This is a genomic window from Sutcliffiella deserti (assembly GCF_020037475.1).
GTDB classification, from domain to species: domain Bacteria; phylum Bacillota; class Bacilli; order Bacillales; family Bacillaceae_I; genus Sutcliffiella_A; species Sutcliffiella_A deserti.
On the sequence record NZ_JAIQDB010000002.1, the window covers coordinates 348064 to 365551 of the forward strand.

Sequence of the window (17488 nt, forward strand, 5' to 3'; positions counted from 1 at the left end):
GGGTAAAGTACCTTTTTTGTCATATTTCTACAATATTTTCACTATATCTCATTTCTCCCTTAGATATATCAACCTTTCCATTCAATAGATTGGTAATATGTTCCACGAATCTCTCTTGTTCTTCCAACTCAATTAATATTAAAATCTCAACTTTTTCGTTATAGAGAATATTTAATAGGTCATAAGTACCAGATGTCCTTAAATCGTTTTCTACCTTCCCAAGATGGGGATAATCAAACTTGATGTGCATCACAATCTTTAATGTTCTTTCTACTATTCCAGTATGCAAAAGACCTTCGGAAACCCCTTTTCCATATGCCCGTATCAGGCCCCCAGCACCGAGTTTAATTCCACCAAAATAACGGGTAACTACTACTACAGTATCTTTTAATCCCTTTTTCTTTAACACTTCAAGCATTGGAACACCAGCCGTTCCACTTGGCTCCCCGTCATCGTTAGCTTTTTGTATATGATCATGTTCCCCAATGATATAAGCGGAACAGTTATGATTAGCGTTTCGATGCTGCTTTTTAATTTCTTGGATAAAAGCTTGCGCATCTTCTTCGGTAGTTGCTCGGTTGAGGTATGTGATAAATCTTGATTTTTGTATAACTGTTTCATGCTCTCCGTATCCTTTAACGGTGTAGTATTTAGATAGCATAGAGGACATCGCTCCTTTCTATATAGTGTTCCTTGTAATGATATATTACAGGCTAGAGACTCTTGTGGGGAATAGGGGTTAGACCTTTGAAAAAGGATTTTATGTGTGCAGCTATAGACCGCTGTTTCTCTCCACGAAAGGCTTCGCGTCCGCGGGGCGCTTGGAAGCCTCCTCGGCTAACGCCTGTGGGGTCTTCCCTAAGCACTATCTCCCGCAGGAGTCTACGCTTTCGTTCCGATCCTGCTCTTTTACAATTGTTGAAAAATTATTAAAACATCTATATACTCAGAGACCTCGACAGCTGAAGAGGAAACATCCTTCTTTGATAAGCATCTGAATCGTACAGCCCTAGAGAGTTTAAAACAGGACCACACTAAATCAGCTAAGTATTTAAATATATTATTCATTGTAGACATTATAGAAAAATACATCAATTGTAAAATGAACCATGATTAATAAAAATGTAATGCTAATGTTATATAAGTAAAGTTTTTATCCGATATAATAAAGTGTAGACAAAATCCGACAATACCCCCAAAAAACTCAGGGGAAGGAAGAAATCTATACCATGTAGTGTCATGAGTTTTATTGGGCACAATGAACTATAAAAGAAGGAAGTAATCCCGATATTCTTTTAAGAATACAGGGTCTTTTGGAGGATGTCCTATGACTCGTAAAGTTATAAACTCAAAGCAATTAGACACGATTATTGAGCATATGGTAAAGACTGTGGAAGTAAGTAAAGATGAAATTTTTGAAATCGGAGAAAACTCCCGCAAAGAATTTGAAGCTCTTGCTGCTGAGTTAAATGAAGTAAAGCTCGAGGTTGCTCAGCTAATTCACAAGCAGGAAAAACTCGAAATGCAGGTTCGCTTGGCAAGGAACCGTCTGTCGGAAGTAAGTAGGCAATTCAAAAACTACTCAGAAGATCAGATTAAGCATGCCTATGATTATGCACATGAACTGCAGCTAGAACTACATACTACTTCACAAAATGAATCACAGTTACGCAATCGAAGAAATGAAATCGAACGCAGGCTGCTGAATTTAGAAGAAACAATTAACAAGGCAGACAGGCTTGTCAGTCAGGTGTCAGTAATTTTGAACTACGTAACAAGTGACTTACAGCAGGTTGGGCAAATGATTGCTGATGCCTCTGAGAAGCGCGAGTTTGGTTTTAAAATTATGGAAGCGCAAGAGGAAGAACGAAGAAGGCTTTCGAGAGAAATTCATGATGGACCTGCACAGATGCTGGCAAATGTCATGATGCGTTCCGATTTGATTGAACGAACCTATCGGGAACGCGGGGCAGAGGAAGCGCTTAGTGAGATTCGATCTCTTAAGGTGATGGTTCGCTCCGCCTTGTATGAGGTAAGGAGAATCATCTACGATTTACGCCCGATGGCTTTAGATGATTTAGGGCTGATTCCAACGCTGAAAAAGTATATCACAACCATTGAGGATTATAATAACGGAAAGCCTAGTGTGGAATTTTTTCACCGAGGCTATGAAACAAGAATTAGCGCCAACTTAGAAGTAGCCATTTTTCGTTTAGTTCAGGAATCATTGCAAAACGCAATAAAGCATGCGAAAGCAACACATATCCATGTGAAACTCGAGTTAAGACCTACTTCAATTACTGTCATCGTAAAAGATGATGGAGTTGGGTTCGATACGACAGAAAAAAAAGAAAAGTCGTTTGGTTTATTAGGAATGAAAGAAAGGGTAGAACTAATCAGCGGAGAGTTGAAGATACAATCGAAGCCAGGGTTAGGGACTACGATCTATATTCAAATTCCTTTAAGCTAAAGAGAGATCTGGGAGGATGAGAGGGAATGGATACAACAAAGACAACAAAAATCGTTATAATTGATGATCATCAACTTTTCCGTGAAGGTGTAAAGCGGATCTTGGATTTTGAAGCTAATTTTCATGTGGTAGCTGAAGGTGAAGATGGAATTGAAGCGTTGGAACTGATGAATAAGCATGAACCTGATGTTATTGTAATGGATATAAATATGCCGAAAATGAACGGCGTAGAGGCCACAAAGCAGCTTGTGGAAGCGAATCCCGATGCAAAAGTGATTGTCCTTTCCATCCATGATGATGAAAATTACGTTACCCATGCCCTGCAAACAGGTGCACGGGGCTATCTGTTGAAGGAAATGGATGCAGATGCTCTTGTGGAGGCGGTCAAAGTAGTTGCGGATGGTGGTTCTTATCTGCACCCAAGAGTCACACATAACCTGGTTAGGGAATACCGACGCCTAACAGAAAATGGTGCCCAAAATGGAGGCGGAACAGCTACATTGGCTTACCAGCAAGTAGAGATTCGCCGCCCGCTACACCTATTAACCCGCAGAGAATGCGAAGTTCTTCAGCTTCTTGCAGATGGAAAAAGCAACAAAGCAGTCGGTGAGGCACTTTTCATCAGCGAAAAAACGGTAAAAAATCATGTAAGTAATATATTGCAAAAAATGAATGTAAATGACCGAACACAAGCTGTAGTTGTTGCAATTAAAAACGGCTGGGCCGAGGTTCGTTAGTCTTGGAGAGTTTTGGTCTCCAGGGCTTTTTTTTATGGCTATGTTAAACGCCGCTATTGATTTCCGCAAAAGGCTACGCGTCCACGGGGCGGTGCTGGAGCCTCCTCGGCTTCGCCTGTGGGGTCGCAAGTATTCCGCTATCTCCCGTGGGAGTCTCCGCCTTTTGCTCCAATCATCGCTGGGAAGTACTATGATCAACACTCATCTTTAACAAAGCCCTTTTTATAAAGATTAATTACTTAGAGTTGGTGAAACTTACGGGGTTTTCCTGTACAATCTATATATAATAAGAAATATGAGTAAGGAAGGACCACAAATTATGAAAACGGCTATAGTAACGGATAGTACGGCTTACATCCCAGCAGATATTCGCGCGAAGCATCACATACATATGATTCCTCTTAATGTGATTTTTGATAAAGAATCCTATCAGGAAGAGGTCGAAATCAAAGTTGATCAGTTTTATGAGGAAGTAAAAACCAAGAAGGTCCTTCCATCCACTTCTCAGCCGGCAATTGGAGAGTTTGTAAAGTTGTTTGAGAAACTTTCGAAAAATTATGATGCGGTAGTCAGCATCCATCTTTCAAGTGGCATCAGCGGTACGTTTCAAGGGGCAGTGGCAGCAGGTGAAATGGTAGAAAACATCGAGGTCCACGCTTTTGATTCCGAAATCAGCTGTATGATCCAAGGCTTCTATGTTCTAGAAGCCGCTGAAATGGCTTTGGACGGAAAGGGACCTGAGGAGATTATCGCACGTTTAAATGAAATGAAAAAGTCTGACCGGGCTTATTTTATGGTGGACGATCTTTCCCACCTGCAGCGGGGAGGCCGCTTGAGCAGTGCACAGGCAATACTCGGAAGCTTGTTACAAGTGAAGCCGCTCCTTCATTTCGTTGATACGAAAATTGTTCCTTTTGAAAAAGTCCGTACGCGTAAGAAAGCTTTAAAGCGCATCTATGATTTGTTCGATGAAGATGCTTCCTTGGGTGTTCCGATGCGTGCTGTTGTAATTCATGCCAACCGTGATGCGGAAGCGGAAGAGATGAAGGCGGAGCTTGAGGAGAAGTACCCGCATGTGGAGTTTTATTTAAGCTATTTTGGGCCTGTTATTGGTACTCATTTGGGCGAGGGTGCAATGGGCCTTGGGTGGTATAAGCGTTAGTGGAGTTTAGTATAGTATGAAGGGAACACCACATTCATTAGGAGTGTGGTGTTTTTTTGTTGGTGTGGTGGTTAAAATGCTTTGTGCGCAAGTTCGGTGGAGTGTTGGCTGTGCATGAGATCTGGTGCCGTGCGTAAATCGCCATGAGTTATGGGTGAAAATGCATTCCGTGCACAAGTTTGCTGAAGTGTTACGAATAAATCATGTTCCGTGCGCAAATCCCGAGAAGTGTTACGCAACACTGGAATGCAGCGAGCATGTCCCCCAAGAAATCTTTACACTCAACTGGTTCTGTGGGGAATTCACTCCAAATGAAGTGCAAAAACAGCATTTCATGTAAAAGATTGGAGGTGCAACCCTGGAAGTTGCGCATAATATTCTGATCCCTGTGCAAAAATTGTCATGAGCTTTGGATAAAATGGTTCCGTGCACAAGTTTGCTGAAGTGTTACGAATAAATTGAGTGTCGTGCGCAAATCCCGAGAAATGGTACGAAAAAACTGAGTTCCGTGCGCAAATCCCGAGAAGTGTTACACAACACTGGAATACCGCATCCAAGCGTGCCAGAACTCTACCGAATAAACGCGTTGGCAGGGGTGATTCTCCAAAAACCAAGCACAAAAACAACATTCCGTGCTCACCACCCCCACTCGAAGCGTCACAAAATACCACTTTTCCCACCCCAAAACGCTATTTTCGCAAAAAAGCAGGAATCTACATTCAGCTTGGAGAATGTGTGTGTAGTTTAACCCAAAAGGAGTGGTAAAATGATCAAAAAACGACGAGAAAAATCGGTAAGATTGGAGACTTGTGAGGCAGGTTGCAGGCGGGTGCCGTCTAATCATCCGAGTTACCCTCAGCTGGAGGCGGAGACGGGTAGACTCCAGGCGGGGTACCGAGGTGAAAAGGCATTAGACTACTATTTAACTTTTCTTCCTCACGATAATTATCAAATTTTTCACGGACTTCGGCTTGAAGACCATAAAAATAGGTATTTTCAGATGGATACCTTGCTATTGACTTTTTCGCATTGCTTGATTCTAGAGGCAAAAAATATAACAGGCGAATTGGAATTTGATGAAAAATGTCACCAGTTAAAAAGGAAAACATCAGATGGATACGAAGCGTTAGGAGATCCGATTTCGCAGGTGGAGCGCCATAAATACCAGCTGACTCATTGGCTGGAACACCATTTTGGCAAAAAAATTCCCGTTATAGGACAAGTGGTTTTAACGAACAAACACGCCACACTCATAAGTGCCACCTCCTCCCTCATGAACAAAGTGACTTTCCACACGAATCTTCCTAACAAAATAAGCAAGATAAATGAAAATTTCCCAAGTTCCATTTTAAATGAAAAAGAGCTTCGCAAAATCGCCAGAACCCTCGTCAAAAAGCACACACCAGACAGTTTTCTTCTATTAGACTTTTTCAAGATAAAGAAAAGCGAGAAAAAAAATGGAGTCATTTGCCCGGAATGCGCGCATTGTCCTATGAAGAAAAAGCGGATGAATTGGCTTTGTTTAGAATGTGGGCTTATTTCCCAGACGGCACATTACGATGCGCTCGATGATTATAAACGCTTGCTGGGGAGTGCCATTTCAACCAGCCAGGCTATGGAATATCTTCAGCTAAACTCAAGAATGACCTCCCTTCGGATACTGAAGTCCATGGATCTCCATTTTGATGGAAATGGTAAAAGCAGAGTTTACTACTTAGAGGGCTGGCACATTGCATGACTAAAACTCAACTAAACACAACCAACCAAGAATCAATCATTTCATCCCCCGCCTATTCCCAAGATCTCCTCAACTTCCTCACCGGGAAACGCCTTCTTCAAAATGAGCTTCCTTTCCCAAAAGAGTTAATCCAACATCACCACCAAAACGGGTATCTGTTATTCCACCAAGGTGTGAAGGACTATTTTTGCAATCGCTGCGGGAACAAGGAGCGGGATTTATTCGCAAGCTTTCAGTGTGCGATGTGCAATACAGTGTGCACGTATTGTAGGAAGTGCATTATGATGGGCCGGGTGAGTGAGTGCACGCCGTTGATCAGCTGGTGCGGTCCGAAATTAACCAACACAACACATCATCGACTGGAGTGGAGCGGGACTCTGTCAAAAGGGCAGCAGCTTGCATCAGACCGTGTAGTAAAAGCGGTGCAGAACCGAGATTCCCTTCTTGTCTGGGCAGTTTGCGGCGCAGGGAAAACGGAGGTGCTTTTCGAAGGAATTGAAACGGCCCTTTTAAAAGGAGACAGAGTTTGTATCGCTACGCCGCGGACTGATGTTGTACTGGAATTGGCTCCGCGTCTTAAGCAAGTGTTCCCTGAAACGGAGATTGCGGTTCTTTATGGTGGAAGTGAGGATCGCACGAAAAATGCCTTTCTTACCATTGCGACCACGCATCAGTTGCTGCGCTATTACCGTGCATTCGATACGATTATTATTGATGAGGTGGATGCCTTTCCTTATTCGATGGAACCGATGTTACAGTATGCTGCCAATGAAGCGAGAGCAGAAGGTGGGGGGATTGTCTACCTTTCAGCGACTCCTTCAAAGGAGATGCAACGGGATGTGGGTTTGAAAAAGCTGGACAGCGTGGTTATTCCGGCAAGATACCATGGTAAGCCGTTGCCTGTGCCTACTTTTGAGTGGTGCGGGAATTGGCGTGCGAAACTAGAGAAAGGTAGGATTCCAGTAAATGTAACTCAGTGGGTTCAGCACCATTTTAATGAAAAGAGGCCAATATTCCTTTTTGTACCGGATATCAATCTATTGGAAAAGGTAGTTGTAATTTTACAAAAAATCTATGGAGAGCAAGTGGCAGGCGTGCATTCGAAGGACAAAGAGCGAAAAGAGAAGGTGGCTCGGTTTCGGGAAGGGGTAGTGAAAATACTGGTGACGACGACAATTTTGGAACGGGGAGTAACGGTGCCGAATGTGCAGGTGGGTGTGCTTGGAGCAGAAGACGACATTTTTACAGAAAGTGCGTTGGTGCAGATCTCGGGAAGGGCAGGACGGAATGCGAAATTTTCAAGAGGTGATGTGCGGTTCTTTCATTATGGAAAAACGGGAGAAATGAATAGAGCGCGAGACCATATTAGAAGAATGAATTACCGGGCTAGGCAGGAAGGGTTGTTGCATGACTAAATGTCTGTTATGTCACGAGTCGATTGATAGTCGATTTGGGTGGAAGGAATTCTTAGGAATGGTGCAGGAGAAGGTGATTTGTAATAGATGTGAGGTGCAGTTTCAACTGATCAAGGGAGAAGTGTGCCAGCGGTGTGGTCGGGAATGGATGGAGGTTGCAGCAGAGCATCGGTATGAAAAAGTGTGTAGAGACTGTTGGAAGTGGGAAGAGGATACCGAGTATAAAGGGGTATTAACGTGCAATAGGTCTGTTTATCACTACAATCCTTTTATGAAAGAAGTGTTGGCGCTTTACAAGTTTCGAGGGGATGCGGTGCTTGCAGAAATTTTCCAGGCTGAGCTGAGAAAGACATATCGAACACATTTTCAGGACTTGCTGGTGGTACCAATTCCGTTGAGTGAAAAAAGGCTATATGAGCGAGGGTTCAATCAATCCGTTTTATTGGCGCAGCAGTTGAACAAAAATGTGAGTATAGTAGAGGCCTTGACTAAAAGCGAGTCGGGGAAGCAGTCCAAAAAGGGGCGCTATGACCGGGTGGATGGCGAGAATACCTTTTATGTAGCACGACCAGAAGACATTAAAGATAGGAAAATAGTACTCTTCGATGATATTTATACTACTGGAACAACGATTCGGATGGCTGCCAAGCGGCTTAAGGCTGCCGGGGCGAAAGAAATCTCCTCCCTTACTCTTATTCGGAGTTAACTTTTTCGGAAAAGGAACGATATAAAGAATAGAAGATTAGAATGAAGGAGAGTTTCCCAATGTCGCAGCTTGATAATTGTCCTGAATGCGGACAAATCTACATAAAAAATGCTTTTCGTGATGTATGTGAAAATTGCTATAAGCAAGAGGAAAATCATTATAAGAATGTTTATAAATATATTCGTCAAAAACAAAATAGAACCGCCACAATGGACCAGGTAGTGGAAGGTACTGGTGTTTCGGAAGCGCTTATCGTAAAGTTTATTCGAAAGGGAAGAATTCAGCTTGCGCAGTTCCCTCATTTAGGGTATCCGTGCGACCGATGTGGTACATTAATAAGAGAAGACAAACTTTGTGGAGCCTGTAAAAAGGATATCCATTCGCAGTTAACGAGTATAGAGCGCGAGGAAGAGCGGAAGCGTGAGTTAGAAAAGCAAGGAAAAACCTACCATTCCATAAACAATAGAATAAAATAAACATTATCGTCTTTTTGCCGATAAACTAGATAGAAAACTTGAACAGAAAGAAGGGATAACATTGAAAATTAATAATATCGGACCTTCTGGGATAAATCCTTATAAAAATCAACCGAAACATCCTATACAGCCTACAAATCAAGCAAAAGGAGATCAGCTCGAGATTTCCAATAAAGCATTAGAGATGCAGGAGCGATCCAAGTTTGCCGAAGCTCGTCAAGAAAAGGTAGCATCGCTGAAGATTGCAGTAGAAAATGGAACCTACCAAGTGGACTCGAAAAATGTTGCCACGAAGATGATTGACTATTATTTTAACAAGTAAGGAGAGCTCATGTTAATTCCAACTATCCTATCAACACTTGAAAAATTGGCTACCTTGCACGAATATCTGTACGAAGTAACGGTCCGGAAAGCAGATATCGTCAAAAACAATCGTTTGGAAGACCTGCAGGAGCTTACAAAAGAAGAAAAGAAATACACACAAGCAATCGCCCAGTTGGAGAAGCAACGTGCACAGCTTTCTGGAAGTAGGACGATCTCTGAATTGGCTGAGGAAGCAACAGAAGAGGAAAAAGTCGCGTTACATCACCTAAAAGAACGTCTTACCGAAACGATTCAAAGCATTCAGCAACAGAACGAATTAAATCAACTGCTTTTACAGCAATCCCTGCAGTTCGTGACAGTAACTATGAATGCGCTAAATCCAGAACCGAATGCCATAAACTATGAAAAGTCAGCAAATGTTAAGAAAAATACCAATGCCCCGACACGCTCCATGTTCGATTCAAAAGCTTAGGAGGAAGACCCCATGCGTTCAACATTTCATAGTCTCGAAGTTGCGAGACGCGGGTTAGTTACCCAACAAACAGCACTGCAAACTGTCGCGCATAATATTGCCAATGCGAATACCCCTGGATTTACACGGCAACGCGTGAATTTCACGCAAACCGAACCGTACCCGCCAGCCTCCATGAACCGTCCGCAAATACCAGGACAAATGGGAACAGGGGTGGAAGCAGGAAGTATCCAGCGGGTTCGCGAAAGCTTTCTGGATGTTCAATACCGTGCGGAAAATAATAAGCTAGGCTACTGGGAATCGCGTGCAGATGCACTTCAAAAAATGGAAGAGATTATGAATGAGCCGTCCGATACCGGTCTTTCCACCACACTGGATCGCTTCTGGCAGGCGTTTCAGGATTTGGCGGTAAACCCGACCAATGCGGGAGCACGTTCAGTAGTGAGACAGCGTGGCCTTGCAGTAGCGGAAACGTTCAGCTATTTATCCAATTCTATAAGCTCCGTCCAGGGTGACATTAAAAGTGAAATGGGTGTCACGCTGAAACAAGTGAATTCCCTTACCCAGCAAATTAATAATCTTAATAAACAGATTGGGGAAACGGAACCACATGGTTATTTGCCTAATGACTTGTATGATGAACGAGACCGTCTAGTTGATGAGCTTTCCCAGATTGTTAATATCAAAACAACACCGGTAGCAAGTGGCGGGAATGCGCTTAGTATTGCCGATGGGAAAATGAATATTGATCTAGTAGACCATGCAGGACGGAAGATTGGGACATTGGTTGATGCGAATCGTTTAACATCTAATGATATGGCAATGGAATACCATGAAGGTTCCGGTCTTGTAAACGGGTTTAAGCTTGGGGAAAACAGCTTTGGAATCGACTCCCTCCAGGCATCCGGTAAACTGAGAGGCTTGGTTGACTCGTTTGGATTTATGAAAGGCTCTGAGGAGATGGGAATCTATCCGGATATGTTGAACCATTTAGACACGATTGCTTATGAATTCGCCCAAGAGATTAATAGAGTGCATGAATCTGGGTGGAGTGTATCGAGCATGAATGCCGGTGAACATACTGCTTATGAATTTTTCTCTTTTTCTAATACCAATATTAGCGATGACAATAAAAAGGATGCCGCGAAGCTTTTCACTGTATCACAGGATATCATGCGTTCTCTTGATAATATCGCGGCTTCCGGCTATAACCAGGGTGTCATTCCGACAGGTAACTTTCAGGGCTATAACGGAAAAGACGCTGTCTCTATTACGCTTCAGTCGACAAAAGACGCTGATGGGGCACTGCAATTTTCCTATACCGTCTATGACATGACACAATCTCCAAAGCAGGAGATGAAAACTTCTGGTGAGTTTGCTAGTTTGGCAGAGTTGGCAACAACCCTTTCCGAAGAGTTTGTAGATGAAAATGGCAATCCTTCTGTTGCGTTTGATATGGAGCATGTTCGTTTACAGGACGTTTCAGACGGTAATACGATTACGGTTGAATTTCCACGAACAGGAGAGGTTGCTGGTCGGATTGGGGACGGAAACAATGCGGTTGCTCTCGCAGAAGTGAAATCCCGTGCGCTTCAACTGAATGGCGTCTCCACTACATTCCAGGACTATTATGAGAGTGTGATTGGTGGAATGGCGGTCGATGCACAGGAAGCGAACCGGCTGACCTATAACAGTGAAACATTAAAACTATCCGTTGATCAACGCCGCCAATCGGTAAGCGGTGTGTCCTTAGATGAAGAAATGTCCAGTATGATTCAATTTCAGCATGCCTACAATGCCTCCGCTCGAATGATTACCTTGACGGATGAGCTCTTAGATAAAATCATTAACGGCATGGGAATAGGCGGAAGGTAGGGGAAAATAAATGCGAGTAACGCAAAGTATGTTAAGCCAAAATTCAATGCGCCAATTGAGTAGTAGCTACGGTAAAATGGGCAAACTCATGGAACAGCTTTCCACCGGGAAGAAAATTTCCAGACCATCAGACGACCCTGTTGTTGCGATGAAAGGGATGTTCTATCGGACCAACCTGACAGAGCTTCAACAGTATAAAAGAAACCTAAGTGAATCCTATGCCTGGATGGAAAACTCTGAAGCAGCACTTGATCATGTGCAGAGTGTAATGCACAGGGGACGTGAGTTAATGGTCCAAGGAACCAACGATACACTCTCTCCCGAAGATCGCAAAGCTATCGCAGTAGAAATCGAACAACTGAAGGAAGATTTTGTACAAGTCTCCAATACACAGGTTGCCGGGCGCTATATTTTTAATGGAACAGCAATTGATAAGCCAAGAATTACCGATCCAAGTAACCCGGAATCCGTTAGTACAGAAAATTCTCCATTTGAAATTGAGGTTTCAAAAGGGATCAAACTGCAGGCTAATATCAATGCCGATAATGTTTTTAACAAAGAAATGATTGAAGTCTGGAACGGGATTCAAACTGCACTTGAAACGAGTGACATGGATAGCTTAAAAGAATTGATGGGCCGCTTTGACAAACAAACAGATGCTATATCGGCAGAGCGTTCTGAATTGGGTGCAAGATACAACCGTTTAGAAATGGTCGACAATCGCATCGGCTACCAGGAGGTCGTGGCAACACGTATTCTTTCTGATAACGAAGACGCCGATATTGAAAAAGTAATTACGGAGCTGACAAGCCAGGAAAGTGTGCATCGTGCTTCGCTTGGAGTGGGAGCGCGGATTATTCAGCCATCTTTAATGGACTTTTTACGCTAAAAGAGCTGTCTTGGAGCTGTCTTATGACGGGCTTTGGGGCAGTTTTTATTTTTAGGAAAAGGGTTAAATCGCTGTTGATATCCTTGACAGGCTTCGCTTTCCGAGGGGGCTCCAATTACCAGCTAGGATAACGTATTTCATAATGCTTTTAATAAGGAGTGGATGAGAAGATGCTATTCCCTCAGATACGATTGCAGTCTACGTTTGCGCAGACCGAAGTGCAGATACAGAAGCCGGTTCAGCAAATTGAGCAGCCAAAAGCTGAACTCAGCATTGAGCAACCAAAGGCGGAGTTGACGATGCGACGGACTCCTTCACGGCTAACGATTGATCAGACACAGGCAAGAGAGGATATGGATTTGAAGAGTGTTGGCAGAAGGATTGAGGAAGCGGCGCAGCTTGGTCATCAGGATTGGTTGGCAGGACTTGCACGTGTCGCGCAGGACGGCAATGAAATGATGCGGATTGAAAATGGCGGCGGGGCAATTTCGCGTCAGGCAAAGCGAAACAGTGAAGGTCCGCCAAAAGAATTCAATATCGGCTGGATTCCATCGCATTTTAGTGTGAAAATTGATTATGAGCCTGGAAGCGTCGATATTCAAGTTCAGGAACGGAAGCCAGTTATTGATGCTAAGGTAAACAAACCGGTCCATGAGTACACACCAGGTTCCGCTCAGGTTAACTTGGCCAACCATCCATCACTGCAAATAGATTTTGAGAACCTGCGCCATGTCGGCACAGGGGGCTACGAACAAAAAATATAAGGTTGTGAAACGATGAAAATAGAGACGAAGTATCATGGATTGATAGAGGTGCAGGAAGAAGAAGTGGTAAGGTTTCCGAATGGCTTGCCCGGTTTTGTAGAGGAGAAAGAGTTCGCAATTATCCCTTTTACGGAGGAGGGGATGTTTTTTATTTTGCAGTCGGTGCAGACACCGGAGCTAGGATTTGTGATGACTAATCCATTCACGTTCTACCCAGATTATGATTTTAACCTGGAGAACCAGGCAGTGGATGTTTTGGAGCTGGATTCACCTGAAGATGTGTTGGTCTATACGGTTCTGACGATGGCAGACCCATTCCAACTGACTACTGCTAATCTACAGGCCCCAGTAGTGATGAATGCGAAAAAGAAGCTCGGAAAGCAAGTGATTCTGACAGGCACCTCTTATCAAACAAAGCACAATTTGTTTCCGGAAGCAGTAGCAAAATAGAGAGGAGGAGACCGCATGCTAGTATTAACACGTAAAAAAGACGAAGCCATCAAAATTGGTGACGATATTGAGATTACTGTCATTGGAGTCAGTGGCGATCAAGTGAGGCTCGGCATTCAAGCTCCCAAGCATATTGAGATTCATAGGAAAGAAATATATATTTCCATCCAAGAGGAAAACAGCGCAGCTTCCCACTCCTCTCTTGATCTTTTGCAGGCTTTGAGCAATCAACTAAAAAAATAATTCAGTTTGTAAAAAATTCTCTTTGAACCTATAAACAGTTGTCGAGTCCGGTCGATATAAAACATGTAAGCAAATAAAATCAAAAGGCGGCCGACTTTTGAGCTATTTGTAAATATAAGTACCGATGACACAAGGATGTGCAATCGGTGACAACTCAAGGAGGAAAATTAAAATGAGAATTAATCACAATATTGCTGCGTTGAACACGCACCGTCAATTAGGTAGTGCAACAAATGCACAATCAAAATCAATGGAGAAGTTATCTTCTGGTCTTCGTATTAACAACGCTGCGGACGATGCAGCAGGTCTAGCTATTTCTGAAAAAATGCGTGGCCAAATTCGTGGGTTGGATATGGCTTCTAAGAATGCTCAGGATGCAACTTCTTTGATTCAAACAGCGGAAGGTGCACTTAATGAAACACATTCAATTTTGCAAAGAATGCGTGAATTAACTGTTCAAGCAGGAAATGCTGGAACTCAACAAGATACTGATTTAACCGCTATACAGGATGAACTTGATGAATTAATTCTTGAAATTGATGGTATCTCTGATAGAACAGAATTTAATGGGAAAAAATTATTAGATGGTGAAGCTACTACAGTACCATTAAGATTTCAAATTGGTGCGAATGGAGATCAACAATTAACTATAACACTTGCAGATATGGATTCAACGGCTTTAACGGTAAATGATTTAGATATAACTGCAATTACTGATACTGCAGGTTTTGATGCTGAACTAGCTAAAGTTGATGCTGCAATCCAAACTGTGTCTGATACACGATCCTATTTAGGTGCAAACCAAAACCGTTTGGAACACACTATCAATAACTTATCTACTTCTTCAGAAAACCTTACTGCTGCAGAATCTCGTATCCGTGACGTAGACATGGCAAAAGAAATGATGACTCAAACAAAGAACTCTATTCTTTCTCAAGCAGCGCAAGCAATGTTGGCTCAATCTAATCAGATGCCTCAAGGAGTTTTACAACTATTGAGATAATGATGAAAAGGGCGTCTAGTTTGGTAACGAGCTAGAGTATAACTGGGTGAATTGCTGGAACTCCCTAAAGCTTTCTCAACCACAGCGGAACTGGAAACGGTCTACGTAAAGGTCTGAAAATGAGGAAGATGTAACAATGGATAATCAGCAGCCAAGCTCCTGTTCCGAAAGGATGGAGAAGGTTCAACGACTAGGATAGACAGTCTAAGGTGTAAGCTACGACAATGAAATCCGTAGGGCAGTTTAACTGTTCGAAGTGCCCAGCTCCTATAGTATAGGATGAAGATATAGTCTATTCTATGATCGAAAGACATAGTCGCAAAGCAAGCGAACCAACAACCACAAGGAGTATTACAACTTCTTCGTTAATTTTTTCTTTAGAGAGGCTCTAGGTATTCTAGGGTCTCTTTTTCTTTAATTAATAATAGTTAATATATCTAGCAGAAGAAAGAACTACTAAGACTAATAACAAACAAGAATATAAATTGTATCCAACAGGAGATTCAATTATAAATTTAATCCACTACTTTAAAAACACTCTTCATATTCCCTCTCTTCATCCGATAATAAAAATAGAATATAGATTTTGTCGGAGGGTACCTAAATGAACATATCCCAAGTTGGTAACAACGTAGACAATACAACCAGATTACAAGGTCAAAAAACAATTTCACATAAAGTGGATAATTCGTTACAGGAAACGAAGAAGAATCATCCTGAGCATAGCCTCGCTCAAATGGAGAAAATTGTAGAAGGCATGAATGATTTTCTAACTCCAATGAATGTGTCAGTTCGGTTCGAGCTTCATGATAAGTTAAAAGAATACTACGTTAAAGTGGTAGATGTGGCAACAGATGAAGTAATCCGCGAGATTCCTTCTAAAAAATTCCTAGACATGTATGCTGCAATGACTGAGTATATGGGGCTATTTGTTGATAAAAAGATATAGGTGGTGAATAGAATGAGAGTTAGTGGTTTTGCAAGTGGAATGGATATCGATCAAATGGTTAGTGACTTGATGAAGGCAGAACGTATCCCAATGAATAAGTTATCTCAGAAGAAGCAGCTACTTGAATGGAAACGGGACGATTATCGAGAGTTAAATAAGCTTTTAACAGACTTTCGAAATCTTTCTTTTGATATGACTATGCAAAGAACGTATTCTCAAAAACAGGTTACCTCAAGTAGTACGAAGGTTTCTGCAATGGCTTCATCCACTGCGGCAAATGCAACCTACACGATATCGGATGTGACCGTGGCAACTGCAGCGTCGAATTCTTCTTCAGGTTTTGTGAAAGCAGGAGAAACTTTAGACGCTACTAAAGGAATTTGGGAACAAAGAAATGTTTTTAATAGCGGTGACGCTCTGGATAATATGTGGACAACTAAAACAGTTACTCAATCGGATGTAACACTTGCAAGTGACACAACATCTATGAAGCTAGCAAAGGGTGCTGTTGATGCAAATAGTCTAACGGAAGTTGTTGTAGATATAGGCGGAGTAGACAAAACTTTTTCTGTTATCACTACTTCTGAAGCTGATCTACAAGCAAATCAGGTTTTCTTAGACGAAAATACAGGGAAACTCACTTTCAGTGAGACTCTTATAGCAGGTAGTACAGTGAAAGGTTTTGACTACAATCATTTTGCTTTGGATTTTTCTATGACTATCTACAATCAGCAGGGAACAGCTGTGAACCAGGTGTTTAGTTTTGATGGGACTGAATCGATGGATGGAGTAATTTCAAAAATCAACACTTCCAATCTAGGAGTAACAGCCTTTTTTGACGAACCATCCAACACGTTTATAGTCACGAAAAAAGAGGCTGGTACTTTTAAAGAGGCTACGGCAACTTCAGAAATCACATTTGAAGGTTTATTTTTAACAAGTGTATTAGGGTTGGATGAGGCTAATGAACAGGGTGGCGATCCGGCTCAAGTGACGATTAACGGAGTAACGACGACTCGAGACTCCAATACTTTTTCAATCAATGGAGTAACCTTTACCTTGAATGAATACATGGTTGGAGAATCTGCTGTAGTTACCATCAATAATGACACAGATAAAACTTTTAATGCAGTAAAAAATTACATTGAAAAATATAATGAGCTCATCGAAAAAATAAATGGAAAAACCTCGGAAGCTGTTTACCGTGATTATAAACCCTTAACAAACGAAGACAGAGACTCGCTTTCTGAAAAGCAGATCGAGCAATGGGAAGAAAAGGCTAGAAGCGGATTACTTCGAAATGATTCGATTCTCTCTTCAGGTCTTAGTAAGCTAAGGGCTAACTTTTATGAGCCACTCTCTGGTGCAACAGGAGCTTTTAACCAACTAGCTCAGATTGGGATTTCGACAAGTCCTAACTACTTAGAAAAAGGAAAGCTTATTATAAATGAAACTAAGTTGCGTGAAGCGATTACCAAGGACTCCGCATCTGTTATGGAACTATTCACAGCGAATGGTACAGATCAATCCTCTCAAGGACTTGCTAGAAGACTAAGAGAATCTGTAGGGACTACCATCAAACAAATAGAGTCCAGAGCTGGGAATACGATGAGGACAAACCAACAATTTACTTTGGGGCGTGAGCTAGGAGAAGTGGATCGACGTATTTCCACTTTCGAAATGCGCCTACAACAAAAAGAAGACCGCTACTGGCGCCAATTCACCGCCATGGAAAAAGCCATCAACGTATCAAATAATCAATCCATGCAATTAATGAGTCAATTCTATAACAACGGGTGATCGAAAGTAAAAGGA

The 17488-nt window shown here is 42.2% G+C and carries 18 protein-coding genes; 17 read left to right on the forward strand and 1 reads right to left on the reverse strand.

Going from position 1 to position 17488, the window contains the following annotated elements:
• Positions 1-19: 19 nt before the first annotated feature.
• Entirely contained in the window at positions 20-661 is a 642-nt protein-coding gene (locus tag K9B36_RS06940) for a YigZ family protein (RefSeq protein WP_223701293.1), read from the reverse strand.
• A gap of 666 nt (positions 662-1327) precedes the next feature.
• Here K9B36_RS06940 and K9B36_RS06945 point away from each other — a divergent pair.
• The 17 genes from K9B36_RS06945 to fliD all read left to right on the forward strand — a co-directional run bounded on the left by K9B36_RS06945 (position 1328) and on the right by fliD (position 17473).
• The gene (locus tag K9B36_RS06945; RefSeq protein WP_223701294.1) at positions 1328-2470 is read left to right on the forward strand and encodes a sensor histidine kinase; all 1143 of its coding nucleotides are present in this window, start codon (positions 1328-1330) and stop codon (positions 2468-2470) included.
• Between the two features lie 26 nt (positions 2471-2496).
• On the forward strand, positions 2497-3207 hold the full coding sequence (locus tag K9B36_RS06950; RefSeq protein WP_223701295.1) for a response regulator: 711 nt from the start codon (positions 2497-2499) through the stop codon (positions 3205-3207).
• A 319-nt stretch (positions 3208-3526) separates the two neighbouring features.
• On the forward strand, positions 3527-4369 hold the full coding sequence (locus K9B36_RS06955; RefSeq protein WP_399201490.1) for a DegV family protein: 843 nt from the start codon (positions 3527-3529) through the stop codon (positions 4367-4369).
• Positions 4370-5135: 766 nt separating this feature from the next.
• Positions 5136-6107 (forward strand): nuclease-related domain-containing protein, encoded by a 972-nt coding sequence (locus K9B36_RS06960; RefSeq protein WP_223701297.1) that lies wholly within the window; start codon positions 5136-5138, stop codon positions 6105-6107.
• Positions 6108-6388: 281 nt separating this feature from the next.
• Positions 6389-7522 carry a DEAD/DEAH box helicase gene (locus tag K9B36_RS06965; protein ID WP_223701298.1) on the forward strand — a complete coding sequence of 378 codons (1134 nt, stop codon included), beginning with the start codon at positions 6389-6391 and terminating at the stop codon, positions 7520-7522.
• A complete protein-coding gene (locus K9B36_RS06970; protein WP_223701299.1) occupies positions 7515-8228 on the forward strand; it encodes a ComF family protein in 714 nt (237 codons plus the stop codon). Before K9B36_RS06965 ends, K9B36_RS06970 begins: the two co-directional genes overlap by 8 nt.
• A gap of 59 nt (positions 8229-8287) precedes the next feature.
• The gene (locus K9B36_RS06975) at positions 8288-8704 is read left to right on the forward strand and encodes a TIGR03826 family flagellar region protein (RefSeq protein ID WP_223701300.1); all 417 of its coding nucleotides are present in this window, start codon (positions 8288-8290) and stop codon (positions 8702-8704) included.
• Positions 8705-8765: 61 nt separating this feature from the next.
• Positions 8766-9026: a flagellar biosynthesis anti-sigma factor FlgM gene (gene flgM, locus K9B36_RS06980; RefSeq protein WP_223701301.1), complete on the forward strand. Its 261-nt coding sequence runs from the start codon at positions 8766-8768 to the stop codon at positions 9024-9026.
• Between the two features lie 9 nt (positions 9027-9035).
• Entirely contained in the window at positions 9036-9500 is a 465-nt protein-coding gene (gene flgN / locus K9B36_RS06985) for a flagellar export chaperone FlgN (protein WP_223701302.1), read from the forward strand.
• A 12-nt stretch (positions 9501-9512) separates the two neighbouring features.
• Entirely contained in the window at positions 9513-11375 is a 1863-nt protein-coding gene (flgK, locus tag K9B36_RS06990; protein WP_223701303.1) for a flagellar hook-associated protein FlgK, read from the forward strand.
• 10 nt (positions 11376-11385) lie between these two features.
• Positions 11386-12264: a flagellar hook-associated protein FlgL gene (gene flgL / locus K9B36_RS06995; protein WP_223701304.1), complete on the forward strand. Its 879-nt coding sequence runs from the start codon at positions 11386-11388 to the stop codon at positions 12262-12264.
• 170 nt (positions 12265-12434) lie between these two features.
• Positions 12435-13028, forward strand: a complete 594-nt coding sequence (locus K9B36_RS07000) for a DUF6470 family protein (RefSeq protein ID WP_223701305.1) — start codon at positions 12435-12437, stop codon at positions 13026-13028.
• A gap of 12 nt (positions 13029-13040) precedes the next feature.
• Positions 13041-13478 carry a flagellar assembly protein FliW gene (gene fliW, locus K9B36_RS07005; RefSeq protein ID WP_223701306.1) on the forward strand — a complete coding sequence of 146 codons (438 nt, stop codon included), beginning with the start codon at positions 13041-13043 and terminating at the stop codon, positions 13476-13478.
• Between the two features lie 15 nt (positions 13479-13493).
• Complete coding sequence (gene csrA, locus K9B36_RS07010) at positions 13494-13721, forward strand: carbon storage regulator CsrA (RefSeq protein ID WP_223701307.1); 228 nt, start codon at positions 13494-13496, stop codon at positions 13719-13721.
• A gap of 172 nt (positions 13722-13893) precedes the next feature.
• Positions 13894-14724, forward strand: a complete 831-nt coding sequence (gene hag / locus K9B36_RS07015; RefSeq protein ID WP_223701308.1) for a flagellin Hag — start codon at positions 13894-13896, stop codon at positions 14722-14724.
• 604 nt (positions 14725-15328) lie between these two features.
• On the forward strand, positions 15329-15673 hold the full coding sequence (flaG, locus tag K9B36_RS07020; protein ID WP_223701309.1) for a flagellar protein FlaG: 345 nt from the start codon (positions 15329-15331) through the stop codon (positions 15671-15673).
• A 12-nt stretch (positions 15674-15685) separates the two neighbouring features.
• A complete protein-coding gene (gene fliD, locus K9B36_RS07025) occupies positions 15686-17473 on the forward strand; it encodes a flagellar filament capping protein FliD (protein WP_223701310.1) in 1788 nt (595 codons plus the stop codon).
• The last annotated feature ends 15 nt before the right edge of the window (positions 17474-17488 follow it).

Excerpts from the sequence above, each read along its gene's own strand:
- K9B36_RS06950 (WP_223701295.1), top strand. The coding sequence starts at position 2,497 with ATGGATACAACAAAGACAACAAAAATCGTTATAATTGATGATCATCAA.
- K9B36_RS07000 (WP_223701305.1), top strand. The coding sequence starts at position 12,435 with ATGCTATTCCCTCAGATACGATTGCAGTCTACGTTTGCGCAGACCGAA.
- K9B36_RS06965 (WP_223701298.1), top strand. The coding sequence starts at position 6,389 with ATGATGGGCCGGGTGAGTGAGTGCACGCCGTTGATCAGCTGGTGCGGT.
- K9B36_RS06970 (WP_223701299.1), top strand. The coding sequence starts at position 7,515 with ATGACTAAATGTCTGTTATGTCACGAGTCGATTGATAGTCGATTTGGG.
- csrA (WP_223701307.1), top strand. The coding sequence starts at position 13,494 with ATGCTAGTATTAACACGTAAAAAAGACGAAGCCATCAAAATTGGTGAC.
- K9B36_RS06975 (WP_223701300.1), top strand. The coding sequence starts at position 8,288 with ATGTCGCAGCTTGATAATTGTCCTGAATGCGGACAAATCTACATAAAA.
- K9B36_RS06955 (WP_399201490.1), top strand. The coding sequence starts at position 3,527 with ATGAAAACGGCTATAGTAACGGATAGTACGGCTTACATCCCAGCAGAT.
- hag (WP_223701308.1), top strand. The coding sequence starts at position 13,894 with ATGAGAATTAATCACAATATTGCTGCGTTGAACACGCACCGTCAATTA.
- fliW (WP_223701306.1), top strand. The coding sequence starts at position 13,041 with ATGAAAATAGAGACGAAGTATCATGGATTGATAGAGGTGCAGGAAGAA.
- K9B36_RS06945 (WP_223701294.1), top strand. The coding sequence starts at position 1,328 with ATGACTCGTAAAGTTATAAACTCAAAGCAATTAGACACGATTATTGAG.
- K9B36_RS06940 (WP_223701293.1), bottom strand. The coding sequence starts at position 661 with ATGCTATCTAAATACTACACCGTTAAAGGATACGGAGAGCATGAAACA.
- flaG (WP_223701309.1), top strand. The coding sequence starts at position 15,329 with ATGAACATATCCCAAGTTGGTAACAACGTAGACAATACAACCAGATTA.
- flgL (WP_223701304.1), top strand. The coding sequence starts at position 11,386 with ATGCGAGTAACGCAAAGTATGTTAAGCCAAAATTCAATGCGCCAATTG.
- flgN (WP_223701302.1), top strand. The coding sequence starts at position 9,036 with ATGTTAATTCCAACTATCCTATCAACACTTGAAAAATTGGCTACCTTG.
- fliD (WP_223701310.1), top strand. The coding sequence starts at position 15,686 with ATGAGAGTTAGTGGTTTTGCAAGTGGAATGGATATCGATCAAATGGTT.
- K9B36_RS06960 (WP_223701297.1), top strand. The coding sequence starts at position 5,136 with ATGATCAAAAAACGACGAGAAAAATCGGTAAGATTGGAGACTTGTGAG.
- flgK (WP_223701303.1), top strand. The coding sequence starts at position 9,513 with ATGCGTTCAACATTTCATAGTCTCGAAGTTGCGAGACGCGGGTTAGTT.